Annotated in this window: 20 protein-coding genes; 9 read left to right on the forward strand and 11 right to left on the reverse strand. The window is 55.6% G+C overall.

Annotated elements, in window-relative coordinates:
• Positions 1-4: 4 nt before the first annotated feature.
• Together FHW17_RS07365 and FHW17_RS07370 are read right to left on the reverse strand one after the other, a co-directional pair.
• Positions 5-1,174, reverse strand: a complete 1,170-nt coding sequence (locus FHW17_RS07365; protein ID WP_091877979.1) for an alpha/beta fold hydrolase — start codon at positions 1,172-1,174, stop codon at positions 5-7.
• Between the two features lie 140 nt (positions 1,175-1,314).
• Entirely contained in the window at positions 1,315-2,511 is a 1,197-nt protein-coding gene (locus FHW17_RS07370) for a mandelate racemase/muconate lactonizing enzyme family protein (protein WP_182509513.1), read from the reverse strand.
• A gap of 224 nt (positions 2,512-2,735) precedes the next feature.
• Here FHW17_RS07370 and FHW17_RS07375 point away from each other — a divergent pair, with 224 nt between their 5' ends.
• On the forward strand, positions 2,736-3,080 hold the full coding sequence (locus FHW17_RS07375) for an acyl-CoA thioesterase (RefSeq protein ID WP_112526017.1): 345 nt from the start codon (positions 2,736-2,738) through the stop codon (positions 3,078-3,080).
• Here the strand turns inward: FHW17_RS07375 and FHW17_RS07380 are convergent.
• Positions 3,077-3,493 carry a VOC family protein gene (locus FHW17_RS07380; RefSeq protein ID WP_113097332.1) on the reverse strand — a complete coding sequence of 139 codons (417 nt, stop codon included), beginning with the start codon at positions 3,491-3,493 and terminating at the stop codon, positions 3,077-3,079. The two genes, FHW17_RS07375 and FHW17_RS07380, sit on opposite strands and share 4 nt — an antisense overlap.
• A 211-nt stretch (positions 3,494-3,704) precedes the next feature.
• Here FHW17_RS07380 and FHW17_RS07385 point away from each other — a divergent pair, with 211 nt between their 5' ends.
• Positions 3,705-4,889 (forward strand): low temperature requirement protein A, encoded by a 1,185-nt coding sequence (locus FHW17_RS07385; RefSeq protein WP_112525752.1) that lies wholly within the window; start codon positions 3,705-3,707, stop codon positions 4,887-4,889.
• A 6-nt stretch (positions 4,890-4,895) separates the two neighbouring features.
• Here FHW17_RS07385 and FHW17_RS07390 read toward each other — a convergent pair whose 3' ends face one another.
• From FHW17_RS07390 to FHW17_RS07400, 3 genes are all read right to left on the reverse strand, one after another.
• Entirely contained in the window at positions 4,896-5,876 is a 981-nt protein-coding gene (locus tag FHW17_RS07390) for an extensin family protein (RefSeq protein ID WP_182509514.1), read from the reverse strand.
• Positions 5,877-5,989: 113 nt separating this feature from the next.
• On the reverse strand, positions 5,990-6,877 hold the full coding sequence (locus tag FHW17_RS07395) for a DMT family transporter (protein ID WP_112525748.1): 888 nt from the start codon (positions 6,875-6,877) through the stop codon (positions 5,990-5,992).
• A gap of 93 nt (positions 6,878-6,970) precedes the next feature.
• Positions 6,971-8,104 carry a PQQ-dependent sugar dehydrogenase gene (locus FHW17_RS07400; RefSeq protein ID WP_227987970.1) on the reverse strand — a complete coding sequence of 378 codons (1,134 nt, stop codon included), beginning with the start codon at positions 8,102-8,104 and terminating at the stop codon, positions 6,971-6,973.
• Between the two features lie 299 nt (positions 8,105-8,403).
• On the opposite strand from FHW17_RS07400, the gene greA reads away from it, so the two are divergent.
• Genes greA through FHW17_RS07415 form a run of 3 tightly spaced genes read left to right on the forward strand, consistent with a single transcriptional unit; the run spans position 8,404 to position 10,674 of the window.
• Entirely contained in the window at positions 8,404-8,877 is a 474-nt protein-coding gene (gene greA, locus FHW17_RS07405; RefSeq protein ID WP_112526015.1) for a transcription elongation factor GreA, read from the forward strand.
• Complete coding sequence (locus tag FHW17_RS07410; RefSeq protein WP_182509515.1) at positions 8,849-9,946, forward strand: glycosyltransferase family 4 protein; 1,098 nt, start codon at positions 8,849-8,851, stop codon at positions 9,944-9,946. The genes greA and FHW17_RS07410 overlap by 29 nt, the downstream gene beginning before the upstream one ends.
• Positions 9,946-10,674 carry a glycosyltransferase family 25 protein gene (locus tag FHW17_RS07415; protein ID WP_182509516.1) on the forward strand — a complete coding sequence of 243 codons (729 nt, stop codon included), beginning with the start codon at positions 9,946-9,948 and terminating at the stop codon, positions 10,672-10,674. Before FHW17_RS07410 ends, FHW17_RS07415 begins: the two co-directional genes overlap by 1 nt.
• 9 nt (positions 10,675-10,683) lie before the next feature.
• On the opposite strand, the gene FHW17_RS07420 is transcribed toward FHW17_RS07415, so the two are convergent.
• Positions 10,684-11,154 carry an Lrp/AsnC family transcriptional regulator gene (locus FHW17_RS07420; RefSeq protein ID WP_091877970.1) on the reverse strand — a complete coding sequence of 157 codons (471 nt, stop codon included), beginning with the start codon at positions 11,152-11,154 and terminating at the stop codon, positions 10,684-10,686.
• Positions 11,155-11,264: 110 nt separating this feature from the next.
• Positions 11,265-12,665 carry a TrkH family potassium uptake protein gene (locus FHW17_RS07425; protein ID WP_113097338.1) on the reverse strand — a complete coding sequence of 467 codons (1,401 nt, stop codon included), beginning with the start codon at positions 12,663-12,665 and terminating at the stop codon, positions 11,265-11,267.
• 279 nt (positions 12,666-12,944) lie between these two features.
• On the opposite strand from FHW17_RS07425, the gene trxB reads away from it, so the two are divergent.
• Both trxB and FHW17_RS07435 read left to right on the forward strand, forming a co-directional pair.
• Complete coding sequence (trxB, locus tag FHW17_RS07430) at positions 12,945-13,919, forward strand: thioredoxin-disulfide reductase (protein WP_112525738.1); 975 nt, start codon at positions 12,945-12,947, stop codon at positions 13,917-13,919.
• 60 nt (positions 13,920-13,979) lie between these two features.
• Entirely contained in the window at positions 13,980-14,876 is an 897-nt protein-coding gene (locus FHW17_RS07435) for a LysR family transcriptional regulator (RefSeq protein ID WP_091877967.1), read from the forward strand.
• Between the two features lie 30 nt (positions 14,877-14,906).
• Here the strand turns inward: FHW17_RS07435 and FHW17_RS07440 are convergent, their stop codons facing one another.
• The 3 genes from FHW17_RS07440 to FHW17_RS07450 form a co-directional block, all read right to left on the reverse strand.
• Positions 14,907-15,026, reverse strand: a complete 120-nt coding sequence (locus FHW17_RS07440) for a hypothetical protein (RefSeq protein WP_246706755.1) — start codon at positions 15,024-15,026, stop codon at positions 14,907-14,909.
• Between the two features lie 592 nt (positions 15,027-15,618).
• The gene (msrP, locus tag FHW17_RS07445) at positions 15,619-16,599 is read right to left on the reverse strand and encodes a protein-methionine-sulfoxide reductase catalytic subunit MsrP (protein ID WP_112525736.1); all 981 of its coding nucleotides are present in this window, start codon (positions 16,597-16,599) and stop codon (positions 15,619-15,621) included.
• 143 nt (positions 16,600-16,742) lie between these two features.
• The gene (locus FHW17_RS07450) at positions 16,743-17,945 is read right to left on the reverse strand and encodes a pyridoxal phosphate-dependent aminotransferase (RefSeq protein ID WP_091877964.1); all 1,203 of its coding nucleotides are present in this window, start codon (positions 17,943-17,945) and stop codon (positions 16,743-16,745) included.
• Between the two features lie 233 nt (positions 17,946-18,178).
• Here FHW17_RS07450 and FHW17_RS07455 point away from each other — a divergent pair, with 233 nt between their 5' ends.
• Positions 18,179-18,805 (forward strand): glutathione S-transferase family protein, encoded by a 627-nt coding sequence (locus tag FHW17_RS07455; RefSeq protein WP_182509518.1) that lies wholly within the window; start codon positions 18,179-18,181, stop codon positions 18,803-18,805.
• A 422-nt stretch (positions 18,806-19,227) separates the two neighbouring features.
• Positions 19,228-20,424, forward strand: a complete 1,197-nt coding sequence (locus FHW17_RS07460) for an amidohydrolase (RefSeq protein ID WP_182509519.1) — start codon at positions 19,228-19,230, stop codon at positions 20,422-20,424.
• The last annotated feature ends 49 nt before the right edge of the window (positions 20,425-20,473 follow it).

Raw genomic sequence — 20,473 nt, forward strand, 5'->3', positions numbered from 1 at the left:
CCGCCTATTGTACGGCACCCAGAAGGCGTGCTGGCAGATAGATCACAAGGGATGCAGCACCGGTTATGACAGAGGTTCCGTCAGCCAGAACGGACTGTCCGGCAGGCGTTTCGTCACCATCCAGCACTTTCTGGGACAGCTGTCCGCTCCGCACCATGTTCATCAGTGTTGGGGAGCTGGCAAACACACCATGCGAACCGCCATCCAGATCCGACGCGTCAAGGACGACAATGCCAAGTTTCTGCAACACGGCAATGCTGCTGCCATCGCCCACGCGCGGGTGCCCGCCGGTAATGCGGCCGGAGAAATTGAGCGCCGTGTCAGCGCGGGACACGAGAACGGTAAAGGGCTTGGGCAGCGTGCCTATATCGGCGACCTGGCTCTTGAACACGTCGATATCGATATCTGGTGCGGCCAGCATCACACCCGAAAAGCGTTTGAAAACATCGCGATGACCGGTTTGCGCCAGTTTTGTCAGGGCTTCCATAACCACGAACGAGCCCATGGAGTGACCGACCAGCAGGATTTTTGTCGCTTTGGTCGATGCGGCAAGTTGCAGAAGTTCAGCCAGACCATCGCGGCCATAGGTGGCGCTGTCGCGATCGTAGACATAGAGACCGAGCGAGCCTGCCGACGGCCATGAATATTGGACCGCTACAGCGGGAAGGCCATAATCATAGGCAAACTGTGCCTGACGGAAAACACTGTCGGCAAAATTGTTGTTGTAGCCATGGACGAAGACAAAGAGTTCGCGCTGGCCCGCCGGGCGCTTGGCCAATTCCGCATTGATCTTGTCAACGAAGACGCGTTTGTCACCATAGGGCTGGAAGGCGGTTGCGGCAAAATCGCGGGCCGGATTGGGCTTGCTGCTGCTCTTTTCCACTTCGCCGCTTTTGTGATTGGGCGGAATGCCCACATCAACACGGGCAAAATTGAGCGATACGGAGCGTTTCGATGAATAGGGCAGGGAGAGATTGTCCGACCGCTCGCGGCTTGTTGCAACGAAAATCGGGATGACCGCTTTCGGACCCGTTTTATCGTTCAGCACCGGTGAGGGCACGGCAGCATTGGCCTTGACGATATTCTGGGAGGTAAGGCCAAGCACGGCGCGACCACCACAGCCTGTCAGCACAAGCATGACGAGCAGAAAGGCCGACAAGCGGGAAACGTTCATGATCGCACTCCGAACTGTATTTCAGAGTTAGAACCAGTATTTAGACCGCACCGCAACCTAAAAGCATCCATTGGCGTGGAATTGCTGCGCGGATCACCGGCCAGCGTGACAATTTTCCAACAATGGGACGATCCACTTCGTCAGACGATCAGCGGGTCGCGGCCCATGTTCAGGTGCAGTTCATGGCCGTCATAGGCGTGGGCTTCGGCCACAGCTTCATTCAGTTCCACCCCGAGGCCCGGCGATGTTGGCGGAATGATGTAGCCTTCCTCCCATTGAATCGGCTTTTTGAGAATTTCCGCATGAAAGCCGCCGAAAGCCTGAATACATTCGAGAATGAGGAAATTGGGGCTGCAGGTGGAAAGCTGGATATTGGCAGCGCCGACAATTGGCCCGCAATAGAGATGCGGCGCGATCTGCGCATGGAACGTCTCGGCCATGCCAGCAATTTTCTTGGCTTCGAGAATGCCGCCAACGCGCCCCAGATTCATTTGCAGTATATTGGCGGCACGGTTTACCAGCAGGCGCTGAAACTCGTATTTCGTCGTCAGACGTTCGCCCGCCGCAACGGGAATGGAGGTATGTTGCTGCACATAGGCCATGTTTTCAGGCATATCTGGCGGAACAGGTTCTTCCAGCCAGAGCGGGTCATAGGGCTCGAGCCGCTTTGCCAGTCTTACGGCACTGGTGGGCGTCATCTGGCCGTGCGTACCGAAGAGGAGGTCAGCTTTTGAGCCAACGGCTTCGCGCACAAGACGAACGAATTTTTCGCCAAGGTCGAGCTGTTCGAGCGAAAGCTGGCGCGGGTCGAAAGAGGTATAGGGCGCGACCGGATCGAATTTCACCGCCGTATAGCCTTCAGCCACATATTCGGCAGCGCGCTCCGCCGAGGCTTCGGCATTCCAGTATATTGCCGATGTCTCGCCCAGTTCGGGCTTCGGGTAAAGGTAGGTGTAGCTGCGCAGCCGCCCATGCACCCGTCCGCCCAGGAGTTCATAGACGGGCTTGCCCGCTTCCTTGCCGATAATGTCCCAGCAGGCCATTTCGAGTGCCGAAACGGCGCCCATGATGGTCACGTCAGGGCGCTGGGTGAACCCGCCGGAATAGGCGCGGCGAAAGAATCGCTCAATATGATGCGGGTCTTCGCCAATCAGCCAGCGCTCGGCCACATCCTCGATCACCTTGCGCATGACTTGCGGGCTGACGGTCGAATTATAGGCTTCGCCATAACCGACAATGCCTGAATCAGTGGTGAGTTTGACAAAGAGGAACCATGTGCCACCGAACGAGGGCGGCGGATTGCCGACGACAAAGGTTTTTACATCGGTGATTTTCATGGCCTGCTCCAGTCGTTCAGTGTCATTGCGACCCTAAGCGAGTGGGCGGTGATGTCAAAAACCGTGCAGCGACCCGGCATGTCGGCTTTCTGACAGTTCTTGCACACAAGGTCTTTCCATTGCCTCTATTGCACTGCATCATCAATTAAGATGATTTGTTACGGAGACCGGAATTGACTGAAGAAACCAAGCCAATCGGCGAATTGACCCTGCGTACGCTCGCCATGCCAGCGGATGCCAATGCAGCTGGCGATATTTTTGGCGGCTGGGTTATGGCGCAGATGGATTTGTCCTGCGGTATCCGCGCAGCAGAGCGGGCACGCGGGCGTGTGGTAACGGCGGCTGTCAAGGAAATGGCTTTTGCCAAGCCGGTCAAGATCGGCGACACGCTGTGTGTTTACACCCATATCGAACGCGTCGGGCGCACATCCATCACCCTGAAGGTGGAGGCATGGGCACAGCGTTATCTCTCCGATCTGATGGAGCGCGTTACCCATGCGGATTTCGTGATGGTGGCACTTGATACATCAGGCAACCCGACACCGGTGCCGCCTGAGACAAAGGCCTAGCCGCCAATCATATATTTGTCCCAGAAATTGGCTTGCGGATCGATCTGCTCGACAATATCGATCCAAAGTCCCGACGGATCGTGAAAGCCAAAACGGCGCTGGCCGAAAGGTTCGTCGGTGAGTGGATATTCGACCTGCAATCCGCTTGCCGTGACTTTCTCGAATGCCGCTGCGGCGTCTTCCACCTGCAATTCAAAACACATGCCCTTGCCGCCAAAACTTTCCGGGCCGGGCGGTGCTGATGGATGATCCGGCGTCATGAAGGCGATGGAAGCCGTGTGATCTTCGCCTGAAAGCCAGCAGAACCATGTGCTGTCAAATCCGCTGGTGAAGCCGAGATGCCGTATCCAGAAATCGCGGCAGGCCTCTTTTCTGTCGGTGACAATGATCGGGTAGCGATCGGTAAAGCGCATGGTAAGCCTTTCCTGACGGTTGGGATTTACCAGCATTAAAGGCAGCTGATCAGCCAATGACAAGGGTGTTTTGTCAGGAGTGTTTATGCAGCTTCATTCGAATGTGGTGGCGGGTCGAGATAAACTGGCTGTGGGTTAACGCCCTAAAAAGCTTGGAATAAAACGCCGTATCAGGCACCATTTGCGCGGATGGGATATTTGAGGGCGGCAAATGACATTATCTGGGGCAATCCGGAACTATTCGCGTAAGCGCGGTGAAGGCGATAGTGCAAAGGTCGATTTCGTCGAACTGTTCTTCGACCTCGTTTTTGTGTTCGCGATCACCCAGATTTCGCATTTTCTGCTGCATGATCTCAGCCTTAAGGGGCTCGGCGAAAGCACGCTGCTGCTGGCGGCGGTCTGGTGGGTATGGGTCTATACGGCATGGGTGACGAACTGGCTCGATCCGACAACGCCGCCTGTCCGGGTCATGCTCTTCGTGCTGATGCTGGCGGGGCTGGTACTATCCACCTCGATACCCACGGCTTTTGCAGGGCGGGGACTGGTTTTTGCCGTGGCGTTTGTCACGATGCAGCTTGGCCGTTCACTTTTCATGATGTGGGCGATGCGGCACCACAATCGCTCCAATTATCTCAACTTTGTCCGTATCTCGATCTGGCTTTGCATATCAGGCATATTCTGGATCACAGGTGGTCTGGCCGAGCCGGAAAACCGGGTATATTTCTGGCTTATTGCCCTGCTGATCGAGATTGCGGGACCGGCGATGGGTTTTCGCACGCCGGGTCTTGGTGCATCATCCACGACAGACTGGGATGTGGACGGCGACCACATGGCCGAGCGGGCGGCGCTGTTCATCATCATTGCGCTGGGCGAATCCATCCTTGTTTCCGGCGCGACGTTCGCCGAGCAGGAATGGACCTTCATTTCGTTTTCCGCATTTCTGACCACCTTTGTGGCGTCAGTTGCCATGTGGCTGATCTATTTCAATGTCGGGCAGTTGCGGGCGCACCATAAAATCGCTTCGACGGATGATCCGGGCCGCATCGCCCGCGTTGCCTATACCTATATTCATGTGCTGCTGGTGGCGGGCATTATCGTTGTCGCTGTTTCGGATGAGCTGATACTGGCACATCCGACCGGCCATTCTGCACCCGCTGTCCTATGGACATCCATCGGCGGAACGGCGCTCTATCTGATCGGTAATCTGCTGTTCAAGGGCTATGTTGAGGGCAGGCCGCCTCTGTCGCACATTGCTGGACTTGTACTGTGCGCTGTTCTGGCGTTTGCAGGCGGTGAGCTTTCGCCGCTGGTGCTGGGCGCTGCGACCAGTCTGATCCTCATCGTCGTGACAATCTGGGAATATATCGGCCGGGTTCAAGAACCGGCCCATCATTAGGGCGGACTATCGGCAGGCGCGATGGCCATTTCGCCTTTGCATCAGGTCGAAGTGGAAATGGTCCTTGTGGAAAATGTCGTAGCCGGGTCCAAGCACCGTGGTGAAATAATCGCAGGCGTCGGAGCGAACATTGTTGAGCAATCCACGCTGGCGGAATGCGAAGAATCCCGGCTTCTGCACCTTGACGTCAGTGCCGTTGTTCAGGGTAATTTTTGCAATATCCAGCGCATTGCCCTTTGAATGTTCAGACATATTGGCACCGCGTCGGTTGCTCATGGTGCGGCAGGAATAGCTCGACGCCTGATGAATCGTATTGACGCCGGAGAGATAGCGCAGCCGGGTGGAGGGCGACAGATCACCCTTGACCCAGCGGGCGAAGGCCAGCGTCATTTGGCAATTTAAGGTTGCGCTCGGTTTCAACCGGATTTGCCCGCTGGCAAAGCCGCTGACGTTGAGCGGATTGTCGATGCGGCACACACCACCATCATTGATGGGCGCGCGCTCCTGAAAAACCACGCCAAGCTGCTTGAGCTGTGTTCGGCAGGCAACTTCGCTTGCGGGCATGCCATAACGGCTTTCATTGCGGGAAATAGGATCGCGGAGGTTGCCGCCCGCATAGCCATAATTCTGTTCATTGCTTGCCACCGCGTGATTTTCTTCCGTCATAACGGGCTGTTCGGCTGCAAGGTTCTGCTCGGCAGGAGGGCTTTCCTCGTTTGCCGCGGGCTGATCTACCTCATTGTTTGCAATGCGGCTCTCTTCACCAGCCAGAGAATTATTGCCAATGGACGTATCGGTGGTTGTGTTAGCGGGCGGAGCCTCGGCGATATAAGTGTCGCTTTCTGTTGTGCTGGAGCCATGGCCGACATTGGCTTGCGGGCGCCTGACATCGCCCATGCCGCAGGCGCTGAGCGCGGTTGCTGTACACAGGACAAAGACGGTCGAAAGGCGCCGCAAGGGCACGGCGGACGACAACGCAAAACTCATGTCACCACATCCTTTTCGCCTGAAACCAAGCGTCGATGCGATAAAATAAAGCCAAAATGTAAAGGAAAGGTCAGCGCTCGGATTAACCTATGTGGTGATTCCGAGGCGCTTTTTTACGCTGCATCCGTACGGTTACGGAGTGCCGGTACGAGTTCGACCGTTATCATGGCGATGAATATCAGCGCACAACCGATCATGCCATGGAATGTCAGGCGCTCGCCAAGCAAAATCGCGCCGAAGAGCGCCGCAAACAGGGCTTCGGAGGAAAGCATGATCGCCGCTTGTGGCGCACTGGTATAGCGCTGTCCCACTGCCTGCAGGGTAAAGGCAATGCCGCAGGAGAACACGCCGCCAAAAAGAATGGCGGGCCATGACAACATGATGGATGGCAGGTTGAACGGCTCGGTGAACAGGCCAATCGTGATGCCGAACACAGCGCAGGTAAGAAACTGCACGAGTGAAAGCATGAAGGGCCGGCCGTTTTCATGGGCAAGACGGTTGATAAAGATGATCTGGAGCGCCCAGAAGGCAGCACACAGGATTGTCAGCCAGTCACCGGTCGTCAGATTGCCAAGCTGCCCGCCCGACAGCAGATAAATGCCGCCAAGTGCTGTCAGGGCGCATGGCCATACAATAGGGCTCGGCCAATTCCAGAACAGCATGACGCCGAAAATAGGCACCATCACCACGTAAAGGCCGGTCAGAAAGCCCGAATTGGTGACAGTTGTGGTGGCAAGGCCGATTTGCTGCAGAACGGACCCGACTGATAGAAACAGTCCGATAAAGATGAACCCCCCATAGTCTTTGAGGGCAAGACGCTGTTTGGCTTGCCGTGCTTCGTGGATTGCCAGCGGCGCGACCGTGAGGCTTGCAAGTCCGAAGCGCAATCCGATGAATAGAAAGGCGCCGACATTGCCGACGGCGCTGGCCTGCGCAACAAATCCGAGGCCCCAGATGGCGCCTGCGAAAAGCAGCAACAGATTGGCACGGCCTTGCGTCATGATGAACCCACAGAATATGTGCGGTCATCCCAAGGATTTGAGCCCGCGCCTTGCTCTACCGGTTGTCGTGGGCGACTTCAAGAGCACTCACCACTAGGTGCGGGTCAGACGGATGATCTTGCCATTGGCCTCATCTGTCAGCAGGTAGACCGAGCCATCCGGCGCCACCCTGACATCGCGAATGCGCCCGAACGCACCGTCGAACATCCGCTCCTCGCCGGTAAATGCACCTTTATCGTCCCTGTCCAAACGTGATAGCAGCTCGAATTTGAGTGATCCGACCAGAAGGTCGCCTTGCCATTCCGGGAACATTGACCCCTGATAGATTGCCAATCCTGACGGAGCGATGGACGGGTCCCAGTAGTAAAGCGGCTGTTCATATCCCGCGGCGCTGGTGCCCCTGCCAATCTTGGCCCCGGAATAATGTTTGCCATAGGAAATGACAGGCCAGCCGTAGTTCCTTCCGGGCTTTGGCTGGTTGACTTCGTCACCGCCCATTGCGCCATGTTCGACAGTCAGCAGTGATTTTGTCAGCGGGTCCCACGCGGCACCTTGCGGATTGCGATGTCCTTTGGACCAGATTTCCGGAAGTCCTTTCTTGCCATCGGCAAATGGATTGTCGGAGGGAATACTGCCATCTGCATTGATGCGAAGGACCGACCCCGCCTGATCCCTGAAATCCTGCGCACGATCCTGCTCGCCGCGCTCGCCCATGGTCACGAACAGTTTGCCGTCGGGCGCAATGACAATCCGTGAGCCGAAATGCTGGCCTTTTGTCGTCTTTTTATGCATCGCCACGAGCACTTTGACGTTTTCAAGCCTGTTGCTGTTTTCGCCGCGTATGAGCTTGGCGCTTGCCAGCGCCGTACCAGCGCCGCCTTTGCCGGGTTCGGAAAAAGTGAAGTAAATCGTATTGCTCGTGGAAAAGTCCGGCGCCAGCACCACGTCGAGCAGACCGCCTTGACCGGCGACGGCAACCTCCGGAACATTGGCAACAGGTGCCGAAGCCTTGCCATCCCTGATGATGCGCATATTGCCGGTGCGTTCCGTCACGAGCAGTGCTCCATCCGGGAGAAATGCAAGACTCCAGGGATGCTCCAACCGTTCGGCAATGGTTTGCGCTGTCACATTCACCTTTTCAGTTTTGAGGTCCGCCGCCTGGAGCGGCAGGGTGGTGCAAAGCAAAACCGTAAAACCGGTTGCCAATATGCTCATTCGGTTCAGCATCGCGTCCTCCCTCGTTTTGGGCCCGGTTCAGATCAATCGCAGTGTGGAGTATTGCTGCTCTGCGGTCCTTTCACACTGAATCACACTCGAGTGACCAGTGCAGCAATGCGGTCGTGCGAAACTATCGGCGTCCAATCCGCGACATTTTCTACTTTCTTCGTGAAATCGCCGGAAAGAATGCTATATTAAACGACTGATGACTGAACGGTTCCGAAGTCTTGAGCTTCGGTGACCGTTTTCTTTTTGTGTCGCGCGGCCCTGGCGGGGCGCATTTGACACTGACTGCGAAAGGAGAGGGCATGGAAAAGGTCCCGATGACTCAAGGCGGATTTGACAAGCTCAAGGAAGAGTTGCGCTGGCGCCAGCAAGAAGAGCGGCCCCGTATCATTCTGGCAATTTCGGAAGCGCGCGCCCATGGCGACCTTTCGGAAAATGCCGAGTATCATGCCGCCAAGGAAGCCCAGAGCCACAATGAAGGCCGCGTCAGCGAGCTTGAAGGCTATATCGGGCATGCCGAGATCATCGATATCTCGAAACTGTCAGGCGACAAGATCAAGTTTGGTGCCACCGTGCAGCTGATCGACGAAGATACGGAAGACAAGAAGATCTACCAGATCGTCGGCGATCAGGAAGCTGATCCGAAAGCCGGACGCATTTCCATTTCCTCGCCCATTGCCCGTGCCCTGATCGGCAAGAGCGAAGGCGACACGATCGAGGTCAATGCACCGGGCGGTGCCCGTTCCTATGAAATCGTCGGATTCAAGTTCGCCTGATATCGTGCAGGAACCTCTTGATAAGGTTGAGGTGATCGCCCCGAATTTCAAGCGCAAGCTTTCCGGGGTCACCTCGACTATCGTGCAGCTTATTCCGCTGCAAAGGGCAAACGGTCTTGATATCGTTGCCATGGGACCGGGTCTTCCCGACAACCTGCCAAAGATCGGGTGGCGTTCGCTGCCCGGACTTTGGTTCAAACCAAAGACCCGACCTTTCCGAATCTGGCATGCGCGTCGCAACAATGAAATGATTGCGGGCATCTTCCTGCGCCATGTGCTGCGCATGAAGCTGCGTCTGCTGTTTACCTCCGCCGCGCAGCGCGATCACAAGCCCTTCACGAAATGGCTGATCCGGCGGATGAATGCTGTCATTGCCACCAGCGCCAAGTCGGGCAGTTTTCTCAAAGTATCGCATACGGTGATCATGCACGGCGTGGACACCGAGATGTTCCATCCGCCGGTGACGAATGAAGACACGTTCACGGCTTCTGGCCTGCCGGGGAAATATCTCGTTGGCTGTTCCGGGCGTATCCGGCATTCCAAGGGGACTGATCTCTTCGTTGATGCGATGATCAATCTTTTGCCGCGCTACCCTGAGTGGACAGCCGTCATGACCGGGCGCACAACCGCCGAGCATAAGGGCTTCGAACAGGCCCTGCGCGAGAAGATCGCCAAAGCCGGATTGCAGGATCGCCTGATTTTTCTCGGCGAAGTGCCTGATGTAAAGCTCTGGTACCGCCGCATGACGCTCTATGTTGCGCCTTCCCGCAATGAAGGCTTTGGCCTGACGCCGCTTGAAGCCATGGCCTCGCAAACGGCAGTTGTCACCAGTGATGCGGGTGCCTACGCGGAAATGGTGGATCGCGCTTCGGGCATGGTGGTTCCGGCAGGGGATGGCCCGGCGCTGGAACAGGCAATTGAGCGCTATCTGGCTGATCCGCATAAATGCGAAGAGGCGGGAAAATCAGGTCTTGAGCATGTCAGGGAGAATTTTCCCTTGCAGAACGAGGCAGCGAAAATCCTCACCGTGTATGAGCGGCTGTTTGGCAGCAATAGCAGGGCCGGGTGATGAAAGTTTCGGCTTTCATCATCCATCTGAAGCGCGCCGAAAAGCGCGGTGAACATGTCCAAGCGCTGATGCAGCGCCTGCCGATCGCATCAGAGATTATCGATGCTGTTGACGCGCAACAGCTTGGAAAAAGTGATATTGCGGCGGTTTACAGCAGGAAATCGCTGCATTTTCCTGCTTATCCCTTCGATTTGCGTATCACCGAGATTGCCTGTTTCCTCTCGCACCGAAAGGCGTGGCAAGCGATTGTCGACGATAATCTTGATGCCGGTCTGGTCATTGAGGATGATGTCGATATCGACGCGGGTTTCGCAGAACAGTTGAAACTGGCTGTCGAGACAATCAAGCCTGCGGACTACATCCGCTTTCCGCGCTGGCCGCGGGGTGAGGTGAGCGGTGAGATTGCCCGAAGCGGTGATATGTCCATCATGCAGCCTAAACTGCCGGGTTTGGGCATGCAGATGCAGCTGATTGGCCGCGATGCGGCGATTGCCCTGCTTGCGGCGACGGAAGTGTTCGACCGGCCCGTGGATACCACGCTGCAAATGCGCTGGCTGCATCCGGTCAGGATGCTTTCGGCCCGGCCCATCACCATTCGCGAGATTGATTTCAATCTTGGCGGCACGGTTGTTCAGGGCAAGAAGACGCTCTCGGACAAGCTGAAGCGTGAGGTGCTCCGGCCCTATTACCGGGTTCTCCTGTTTCTCTATTCGAAAATTCGCGGTTAGAGGATCGTTCTAGAGCACCATTAGCGGTTCGTTCTTGACCGAACGGATTGTCAGCGATGTACGCACCGAATCCACATTGGGCGTTGCCGTCAGGTCTTCGATAACGAAATTCTGGAAGATGCTGATATCGCTGGCCACGCAATGCAGCAGGAAGTCGGATTCCCCTGATACCATCCATGCGCGGCGCACAATCGTCCAGCCTTTGGTCTTTTCAGCAAAACTTTTCAGGTCGGCATCGGACTGCCGGTGCAGGCGGATCATGCAGAATGCCACAATATCCTGACCGAGGATGGAACCATTCAGGATGGCTCTATAGCCCTGAATAATCCCGCTTTCCTCCAGCTTGCGCACACGGCGCAGACAGGGCGGCGCTGATATGCCGACGCGTTCGGCAAGCTCCACATTGGTGATGCGGCCATTATCCTGAAGCTGTTTCAGAATTTTCCAGTCGATCTCGTCCAAGTCCGCCTTCAAAGGCATGGTCTGATTGTATCCCTGTCAAAAAGGCGCTTAATAGCGAGCACCATAGGCGATTCCTGTCGCTGTGTAATGCATCCGCATCCAGTTACAAACAGGTTCATAGCATGGACCTATCTGCTCCAGAAGCGGCGTGTAAACAGAATAACGATGGTGATAATCTCAAGGCGTCCAGCCAGCATCAGATAGCTGAGAACCATAAGAGAAGGATCGCCAAGCGTCGAAAAATTGCCAACGGGACCGATTGTATCGCCAAAACCGGGGCCTACATTGGAAAGCGCCGTGAGGGCGCCGGTGATTGATGTGCCCAGATCATTGCCGAGCATGGCAAGGGCCGTGGCGCCGATAACCAGTGATGCCATATAGAGAAAAATGAACAGCAGCGCCGATTGGGCGACTTCCTGACTGATTTCCGAGCGGCCATAACGCATTTTGACAATAGCATTGGGCATGATCAGCCGCGTCAGGCTGGCGGAGGCGAGCTGCCAGAGAATGATCAGGCGATTGAGCTTGATGCCGCCCGAGGTTGACCCGGCGCAGCCGCCGATAAAGGTGACGATGAAGAAGATGCCGAGCGCTTCCGATCCCCAGCGCGTGTAATCCTCGGTGGCAAAACCCGTGGTGGAAATGACGGATACAAGGTTGAAGGACGCGGCAATTAGCGCGTCACCAAAGCCGATACCGGTTTCCAGCGTCAGGCCCACGGCCAGAAAGAAGCTCAGGCCGATCACGATGATGAAGAACAGTGTCACCTGCGGATCGGCAAGTGAGGTCAGGCGCTGCGGCATCACGGCTTTGATGTAGAGCACAAAGGGCAGGGCGCCGAGCACCATGAACACGGTGGCAATAACGAGGATTGCCCGGTTGTGGGCATAAAAACCGAGCGATGAGTCATGGGTAGAAAAGCCGGCAGTCGCAACCGTCGTCATGCCGTGATTAACCGCATCGAACATGCCCATGCCGGCGGCGAAATAGAGAATGGTACACAGCACCGTCATGCTGACATAGGCGATGATAATACCCGTGGCGATCTGATGGATACGCGGCAGGATTTTTTCCGATTTGTCCGAGGATTCCATGTGCAGCAGCTGAATGCCGCCGACGCGCAGCGATGGCAGGAGCAAGAGCCCCAAGCCGACGAAACCGAAACCACCGAACCAGCACAGCAGCGAGCGCCACAGCAGAATGCCGCGCGGCATTGCATCCAATCCTGTCAGCACCGTTGCGCCGGTCGAGGTAATGCCCGACATGGATTCGAAAAAGGCCTTGGCAAAACTGATCGGCAATGTGGAAAAATACAGCGGCAACGATCCGAGCAAAGCTGCAGTCAGCCAGACAGCAACGATCAAAAGAAAGCCAAGGCGCGGGGTGAAGCGTATTTCGGGGTTGTTTGTGGCAAGTGCAATCAGACCACAGAGAACGCCGGTGAAAATGGCCGATTGAACAAAAGCAATCCAGTCCCGGTTGCCGATATGCAGATCAACAGCTGCCGGAATCAGCATGGCAGCGGCCATGACCAAGCCAAATCGCGCGCAAATATTGATGATGGTGCGAAAAATGAGCGGACCTCAAGCTGGCGACATGGACATGAGAATGTTTCATAACCGGTTCTGACAGGTGTCACAATGCGCCAGAAATAGCAAAACACCACGTACAAGCTGTGGCTAACCCGGCTATATCAAGCTCAGACCTTGCAACGGAGGGGGCTGACCCACTACCTTATGGCATTGGAAATGATGAAAACTCTGCTCCGAACCCTTTCTGGCTGAACATCTGTTGTTATAGGTCTTGATATGTCACAGCGCCACGTGCCCGTCCTCATTATCGGTTCCGGTCCTGCCGGTTATACCGCAGCTATCTATGCGGCTCGCGCCAATCTGAAACCTGTGATCGTCGCCGGTCTGCAGCAGGGCGGTCAGCTGATGATCACCACGGATGTGGAAAACTATCCGGGCTATGCCGATCCGGTGCAGGGCCCATGGATGATGGACCAGATGCGCATTCAGGCGGAGCATGTCGGCGCAGAGATCATTCACGACATCATTACGGAAGTGGACATTTCCGTTCGCCCGTTCCGCCTCGTCGGTGATGGCGGCACGCAGTACACCTGCGATGCGCTGATTATCGCAACGGGCGCACAGGCAAAATGGCTGGGTATTCCCACCGAACAGACATTCATGGGCTTTGGCGTTTCGGCTTGCGCCACCTGCGATGGGTTCTTCTATCGCAACAAGGATGTGGTTGTGGTTGGCGGCGGCAATACGGCCGTTGAAGAAGCGCTTTATCTCGCCAATCTGGCAAAGTCCGTCACGGTCGTGCATCGTCGCGATCATTTCCGTGCGGAAAAAATTCTGCAGGATCGTTTGTTTGCTCGCGAAAATGTCAAAGTCGTCTGGGACAACGTCATTGACGAGATTACGGGTACTGAGGCAAAGCCGCCTATGGCAGCATCGGTTTCCGGCGTTCGCCTGAAGAATATCAAAACGGGCGAGACGACGGACCTTGCAACGCATGGTGTGTTTGTTGCCATCGGGCATGCGCCTGCGGTTGAACTGTTCAAGGGGAAACTCAAGCATAAGCCGAATGGCTATCTGTGGACTGCGGCGGATTCGACGGCTACCGATGTTCCCGGCGTTTTTGCTGCCGGTGATGTCACCGACGATATTTATCGTCAGGCTGTGACGGCGGCCGGAATGGGCTGCATGGCGGCGCTTGAGGCTGAACGTTGGCTGACGGCACAGGAACCGGTGCGTCAGGCTGCCGAATAGGGGCTGAAATAATGGAGCCGGTTTCGATGTGCGAAACCGGAACGGGGGAGAGACTGCGCCATGTCGCTTGACTGGGACAAGTTGCGAATATTTCATGCTGCGGCGGAAGCGGGGTCATTCACCCACGCTGCCGAGACGCTGCATCTGTCGCAATCAGCCATTTCCCGTCAGGTGAGCGCTCTGGAGCAGGATGTCGGTGTTCCCCTGTTTCACCGGCACGCGCGCGGCCTTATCCTGACCGAGCAGGGCGAGGTGCTTTACCGCACGGCACATGAAGTGCTGATGAAACTGGAAAACGTCCGCTCGCGCCTCACCGAAAGCAAGGACCGGCCATCGGGCAAGCTGCGCGTGACAACGACAGTTGGTCTCGGCTCCGGCTGGCTGATCGAGCGTGTGCAGGAATTCATCGAACTCTACCCGGAAGTGCAATTGCAGTTGCTGCTCGACAATGAAGAGCTTGACCTGACCATGCGCCATGCGGATTGTGCGATCCGCCTGCGCCAGCCGCAACAGCCTGACCTGATCCAGCGCCGGCTGTTCACGGTGCATATGCACGTCTATGCCTCGCCGGGCTATATTGCCAAATATGGCAAGATCGAAAACATCGACGAGATCGACTCCCATCGCATTGTCAGCTTTGGCGAACCCGCACCGTCATACCTGACCAATCTCAACTGGCTTGAGGTGATCGGCCGCTCCGACGGCAATCTGCGGCCCGCTGTGCTGCAGATCAACAACCTCCTGTCGATCAAGCGCGCCATCCAGAAAGGCGTCGGTCTTGGGGTGCTGCCTGATTATATGGTCGAGAAGGATTCGACCCTCGTGCGCCTGTTGCCGGAGATGGAAATGCCATCCTTCGATACGTTCTTCTGCTACCCCGAGGGAATCAAGAACGCCGCCAAATTGCACGTTTTCAGAGATTTCCTTTTCTCAAAGGCGCGCACCTGGTCGTACTGATCCGATATTCCGCAAACAGTATTCTTCTGGTTACGGGAGAGAATACCAAGTCGAACGCCCGCCGCCATGACGTGCCAGCATTCCTTTTGTCACCAGCGATGTAAAAGTGACTTTAAGGGTGTTGGGGCTAGCGCCAGTTTCGCGCACCATGTCGCGCGACGTCACCCGGCCGTGGTCACGGGCATGATCAAGGATTTTTAACGCCAATTCTGGGAGGACAGATAGCGCACTTTTCTCGCGCTCGACTTATACCTGATTGGTCAATCGGCTCATGCTTCGATTGTTTGAAAGTCTTTACCCGATTAGATGCCGGATTATACCTGAATAGACTTTGATAAACCGTCTTCTCGATATTGATGGTATGTTGCTTTTGAGCATGAACACATCGCTACCAAGTGCCATTTCGTGCAGAAACTTTGGCGGTTTTTCAAAAAATTATCTTTTGAAAACAAGTTGGGTTGGAGCATAAGGTTGCTCATTTAAGGGGTAAATGCCTGCAATCATTTCAAAAATGCCGATAAATTGTCGATATGCATTTCGTGCATGGGTGCAATGCACAATTAGGGGATTGAAAGAAACGGTTAATAGGCCCATATCCACATCACTTGCCGATGCGTCTCCTCCTCCCATTGCGCATCCGCAAGTGTTCCCCTCTGGAGGTTTTGCCAGAAATGGTATCCTTCAAAACTTAAGGCCGGGCAATTGTCCGGCCTCTTTTCTTTCCGGGGTCTGTTTTCAAAAATCAGCGATAGAGCGTTTCGGCTTCCAGTCCCGTGTAGAGCGATGCGACCTGATCGCCATAGCCATTGAACAGCAGCGTCGGCACGCTTTCGCCCGTGTGCAGCACGCGCTCATGCGCCTGACTCCAGCGTGGATGCGCAACCGCCGGATTGACGTTGGCCCAGAAGCCATATTCGTTCGATGCCAGCTCTTCCCAGAAACTCACCGGTTGCTTATCCGTGAAAGTGATCTTGCGGATCGATTTGATCGACTTGAAGCCATATTTCCACGGCAAAGCTAGCCGGATCGGGGCGCCGAACTGATTGAGCAGCGGTTTGCCATAGGCGCCTGTGACCATGAAAGCGAGGTCATTGGCGGCTTCCGCCATGGTAACGCCCTCCACATAGGGCCATGTGTAGAGAAAGCCGTTCTGGCCGCTGGCCATGGATGGATCATTGAAGGTCTCGAACCTGAGATATTTGGCTGAAGCGAGCGGTTTTGCCAGTTCAACCAGTTTGGACAGGGAAAAGCCGGTCCATGGAATGGTCATCGACCATGCTTCGACACACCGATGCCGGTAAAGGCGCTCTTCCAGCGGGATTTTTGCTTCAAGGTCAGCGAAGTCAATCGTAAAAGGCTTTTCCACCATGCCGTCGATTTCAATCGCCCATGGATTGGTAATCAGGCTTTGCGCTTCCGCATAAACGCCCTTGTCGGAACCGAATTCATAAAAATTATTGTATTTCGCGTTGATCTCTTCCGGTGTCAGACTGCGATCAAGCTTGTAGGCGTCGTTGCGTTTGGCCGGATAAAGCGCCGGGTTGCCAGCGGGTTTGCGGTCGCCTTCCGCGCGCGCCATCTTCGGCGAAGCTGCGAGAGCCACGGTTGCCAACGCACCAAGCCCCCACGCCTGAAGAATTGCCCGCCGGTTCATGAATGCAGCTTCCGGGGTTGCCAGAGTTTCGGCTATGGCCCAGACGGGCTTGCGGTGGATTGCGACCATGACTGTTCTTTCATTCCTGCGGGGGTTGCCCGTCAAAATATGCCATTTCCCGATAATGATGCTTCACACAAAGCTGTGAAGCCAACATGCCAAAGAAAAAGGGGCCATGGAGGCCCCTCATCATGTCGAACAGGATTGCCAGATCAGCGCAGGCTGGCGCAGAAGCGCTGGATGCGCTTGCCGGCTTCCTCAAGCTTGGCATCCGATGTGGCATAGGAAATGCGCAGGTTCGGTCCAAGGCCAAAGGCCGAGCCATGTACGGCGGCAACAGCCTCGCTCGACAGCAGTTCACTGACGAAATCCTCATCGGTTTCAATCACTTTGCCCGATGGGGCCGTCTTGCCGATGGCTGCCGCGCAGGATGGATAGACATAGAACGCGCCTTCCGGCTTCGGGCATTCCAGTAGCGGCGCCTGATTGAGCATCGAAACGATCAGATCGCGGCGACCTTCAAAGGCTTTCTTGAAGATGGGCAGATGTTCCTGCGTTCCGTCGAGTGCCTCGACAGCGGCCCATTGCGAGATCGCGCTGGTGCCCGATGTCTGCTGGCCCTGCACCATATCCATGGCGTTGATCAGCGCCTGCGGACCCGCGGCATAGCCGATGCGCCAGCCGGTCATGGCATAGGCCTTGGATACGCCGTTCATGGTCAGCGTGCGGTCATAAAGGCTTGGCTCGACCTGCGCCGGGGTAACGAATTTGAAGTCGCCATAGGTCAGGTGTTCATACATGTCGTCGGTCAGAACCCAGACATGCGGATGACGCACGAGAACATCAGTGATCTTCTTCAGTTCATCCCAGCTGTAGGCAGCGCCCGAAGGGTTGGATGGTGAGTTCAGAATGACCCATTTGGTCTTTGGTGTGATCGCCCGTTCCAGATCTTCCGGCTGCAGCTTGAATTCATTCTTCTGCAGGGCTGAAACGATAACCGGGGTGCCACCGCACAGCGCAACCATTTCCGGGTAGCTGACCCAGTAAGGCGCAACGCAGATCACTTCATCGCCGGGGTTCAGCGTGGCGAGCAGTGCGTTATAAATGACATGCTTGCCGCCGGTTGAAACAATGGTCTGGCTCGGCTTGTATTCCAGTTCGTTCTCGCGCTTGAACTTGCGGGCAATGGCTTCACGCAGCGGCACAATGCCGGATACCGGTGTGTACTTGGTTTCGCCGCGACGGATGGCGGCAATGGCGGCTTCCTTGATATTTTCAGGCGTATCAAAATCCGGCTCGCCCACGGAGAGCGAAATCACATCCCGGCCCTCGGCTTTCAGATCACGTGCTTTCTGGGTGATCGCAATCGTTGCGGAAACCTTCACACGGGAAAGGGCGTCGGCGAGGAATGCCATGGTATCGTTCTCCTGAGGTGTTTGATAATTGGAAGCCGGTTTGCGCGTCTGCTATGTCGCAATGGCCGGGGAATCGCAAGCAAAAGCATACATTGAAGGCTTCACATCGCGCTGTTTCTATGCAGGGTGTGACATGAAACGTTCAAAGCATCACGTATGTTTGCAAGATGCTTCACATAAACAGATATGTCAGGACACCAGCGGCTACGGTCGGCCGCCACAGGAGACCAATCATGCCTATACTTTATTCGCAGATGACTTCCGGAAATTGCTACAAGCCGCGCCTGTTGATGGCGAAGCTTGGTCTGCCGTTTGAGCATGTGGCTATTTCGTCCATAGACGGGTCGACGCGGCAACCTGCATTCACCGCCAAGAACCCCAATGGCAAGGTGCCGCTGCTTGAGCTTGATGATGGCCGGTTTCTGGCGGAGTCGAATGCGATCCTGCTTTATCTGGCTGAGGGAACCCGCTTCATCCCGAAAGATTCCTATGCGCGCGCCCTGATGTATCAATGGCTGTTCTTCGAACAATATACGCATGAGCCCAACATTGCTGTCCGGCGGGCTTTGCTTATCTATCCTGAGCGCGCGAAAGACGCGACGCCGGAGCGGCTGGCGGCAACGCTGGAGGGCGGAAACAAGGCACTGCTGGTCATGGAGCAGCAATTGCAGAAGACGCCCTATTTTGCCGGCGATACCATCAGCATCGCCGATATCGCGCTTTATGCCTATACCCATGAGGCAAGCCTGGGCGGCTATGACCTATCGGCCTATCCGTCGGTGGCCAAATGGCTGAGCCGTGTGGCAGGCGATGAGGGGCATGTGCCAATCAGCTGGTTGCCTGAGGCTTCAGGCGACTGATTTGATTTCGCCGTCTGCTCCGGTCATCCCGGGCAGGCGCGAGGCAAGCGCATCGATCAGCACACGCAGGCGCGCGGGCATAAGCGAGCTTTTTATGCTCCTTCGGGATTATTGACAGCCCGATCGGTTCGGGTACCATTCCGTTTATTTAAAGCAGATTTTTATTGTGTCTTATTTTAAAAAGAAGGTTGATTGCCATGAAACTGTTTGGGCCTGGAAGGCCGTTATCACCGCGGAAATTTGTAGCTGAAGCTGTTGATGATGTGCTTGAACGTCGTCAATTTCTCAAGGCGGTGTGCGCCTGTTGCGGAATATTTGCGCTGGGAGTTCCTCCACTTCTGGCGGCGTCTGGTATCGAACCCGGCCCGGTGCGGAAAATTCACGGTCTCTTTGATGCCGAGGCACATAATATCGAACAGCGAATGATTGCTTGGCGGCGCGATATTCATGAAAATCCGGAGTTGGGCAATCAAGAGGTCCGAACATCTGGCCTTGTAGCCAAGCATCTCAAGGAACTTGGCTATGAAGTTCGTGAGAAAGTAGCGACCACCGGCATTGTCGCCGTTTTGAAAGGCGAGGCAGGTGCTGGACCGGTTATCGCGTTGCGCGCCGATATGGATGCGCTCCCCGTGGAAGAAAAATCCGATATACCGTTTGCGTCAAAGGCCCGCGCGGTTTGGGATGGCGATGACGTGCCGGTGATGCATGCCTGTGGTCATGATTGTCACGTTGCCATTCTGATGGCCACCGCTGAGATTCTTGCGAATAACAAGGCCAATCTGAGAGGAACCGTCAAGCTGCTGTTCCAGCCTGCCGAAGAGAAGCTTCCGAAAGGGGAAATCGGCGGTGCCAAAAAGATGCTGGAGGAAGGTGCCTTCTCCGATCCAAAGCCCGATGTGATTTTCGGTCTGCACGTCGTCAGTGGTCTTGCTGCTGGAACAATCGGTTATCGTCCGGGACCCACCAGCGCCGGTTCCGATGCTTTCCGGCTGACAGTCAAAGGAAGACAGACCCATGGCTCAGCTCCATGGAGCGGCGTTGATCCTATCGTCATTGCATCTGAAATCGTCTCGTCCATGCAAACACTGATCAGCCGCGAAACCAATATTGTGAGCGAGCCTGCCGTTTTGAGCGTCGGTACATTCAAAGCTGGTACACGCTACAATATTATTCCAGCCAAGGCAGAGCTGACGGGCACGCTGCGGACGTCGACCGAGAGGCAACGGCAGCAGATGATGGATCGCTTTCATGACTTGTCGACCTTCGTCGCCAAGGGAATGGGTGGTGAAGCGGAGATCATCTGGGAGGCGAATGGTTATCCGCCCGTCATCAATAATGAAAATCTAACTATGCAAATGGCTCCGACGCTTGCCCGCGTTGCCGGAACCGAAAATACGAAGTTGACTGAACGCGGGACAGGGGGTGAAGATTTTTCCTACTTCTCGCAGGTGGTGCCGGGGCTTTTCTTCAGGGTAGGGGTCACGGCGAAGGGACAGAATCCCAAAGAAGCGCCAGCTAATCATTCCGATTTGTTTTTGGTTGATGAGAGTGGTCTCATCGTTGGTCTGCGGGCTATGCTGCAGCTGGTGGCCGACTATTCGGGAAGCGATGTGGTGTAAGCACCTTTTGATTTGTACTCTGTTGCTCTAAAAATGCAAAAAGGCGGGA

The sequence above is a fragment of the Phyllobacterium sp. P30BS-XVII genome (assembly GCF_014138335.1).
Classification (GTDB): domain Bacteria; phylum Pseudomonadota; class Alphaproteobacteria; order Rhizobiales; family Rhizobiaceae; genus Phyllobacterium; species Phyllobacterium meliloti.

Excerpts from the sequence above, each read along its gene's own strand:
- FHW17_RS07380 (WP_113097332.1), bottom strand. The coding sequence starts at position 3,493 with ATGCGCTTTACCGATCGCTACCCGATCATTGTCACCGACAGAAAAGAG.
- FHW17_RS07415 (WP_182509516.1), top strand. The coding sequence starts at position 9,946 with ATGAAAGTTTCGGCTTTCATCATCCATCTGAAGCGCGCCGAAAAGCGC.
- trxB (WP_112525738.1), top strand. The coding sequence starts at position 12,945 with ATGTCACAGCGCCACGTGCCCGTCCTCATTATCGGTTCCGGTCCTGCC.
- FHW17_RS07365 (WP_091877979.1), bottom strand. The coding sequence starts at position 1,174 with ATGAACGTTTCCCGCTTGTCGGCCTTTCTGCTCGTCATGCTTGTGCTG.
- FHW17_RS07435 (WP_091877967.1), top strand. The coding sequence starts at position 13,980 with ATGTCGCTTGACTGGGACAAGTTGCGAATATTTCATGCTGCGGCGGAA.
- FHW17_RS07460 (WP_182509519.1), top strand. The coding sequence starts at position 19,228 with ATGATTGCTTGGCGGCGCGATATTCATGAAAATCCGGAGTTGGGCAAT.
- msrP (WP_112525736.1), bottom strand. The coding sequence starts at position 16,599 with ATGGTCGCAATCCACCGCAAGCCCGTCTGGGCCATAGCCGAAACTCTG.
- FHW17_RS07425 (WP_113097338.1), bottom strand. The coding sequence starts at position 12,665 with ATGGCCGCTGCCATGCTGATTCCGGCAGCTGTTGATCTGCATATCGGC.
- FHW17_RS07410 (WP_182509515.1), top strand. The coding sequence starts at position 8,849 with ATGAAATCGTCGGATTCAAGTTCGCCTGATATCGTGCAGGAACCTCTT.
- FHW17_RS07455 (WP_182509518.1), top strand. The coding sequence starts at position 18,179 with ATGCCTATACTTTATTCGCAGATGACTTCCGGAAATTGCTACAAGCCG.
- FHW17_RS07400 (WP_227987970.1), bottom strand. The coding sequence starts at position 8,104 with ATGCTGAACCGAATGAGCATATTGGCAACCGGTTTTACGGTTTTGCTT.
- FHW17_RS07390 (WP_182509514.1), bottom strand. The coding sequence starts at position 5,876 with ATGAGTTTTGCGTTGTCGTCCGCCGTGCCCTTGCGGCGCCTTTCGACC.
- FHW17_RS07375 (WP_112526017.1), top strand. The coding sequence starts at position 2,736 with ATGCCAGCGGATGCCAATGCAGCTGGCGATATTTTTGGCGGCTGGGTT.
- FHW17_RS07440 (WP_246706755.1), bottom strand. The coding sequence starts at position 15,026 with ATGGTGCGCGAAACTGGCGCTAGCCCCAACACCCTTAAAGTCACTTTT.
- FHW17_RS07450 (WP_091877964.1), bottom strand. The coding sequence starts at position 17,945 with ATGGCATTCCTCGCCGACGCCCTTTCCCGTGTGAAGGTTTCCGCAACG.
- FHW17_RS07385 (WP_112525752.1), top strand. The coding sequence starts at position 3,705 with ATGACATTATCTGGGGCAATCCGGAACTATTCGCGTAAGCGCGGTGAA.
- FHW17_RS07420 (WP_091877970.1), bottom strand. The coding sequence starts at position 11,154 with ATGCCTTTGAAGGCGGACTTGGACGAGATCGACTGGAAAATTCTGAAA.
- FHW17_RS07370 (WP_182509513.1), bottom strand. The coding sequence starts at position 2,511 with ATGAAAATCACCGATGTAAAAACCTTTGTCGTCGGCAATCCGCCGCCC.
- greA (WP_112526015.1), top strand. The coding sequence starts at position 8,404 with ATGGAAAAGGTCCCGATGACTCAAGGCGGATTTGACAAGCTCAAGGAA.
- FHW17_RS07395 (WP_112525748.1), bottom strand. The coding sequence starts at position 6,877 with ATGACGCAAGGCCGTGCCAATCTGTTGCTGCTTTTCGCAGGCGCCATC.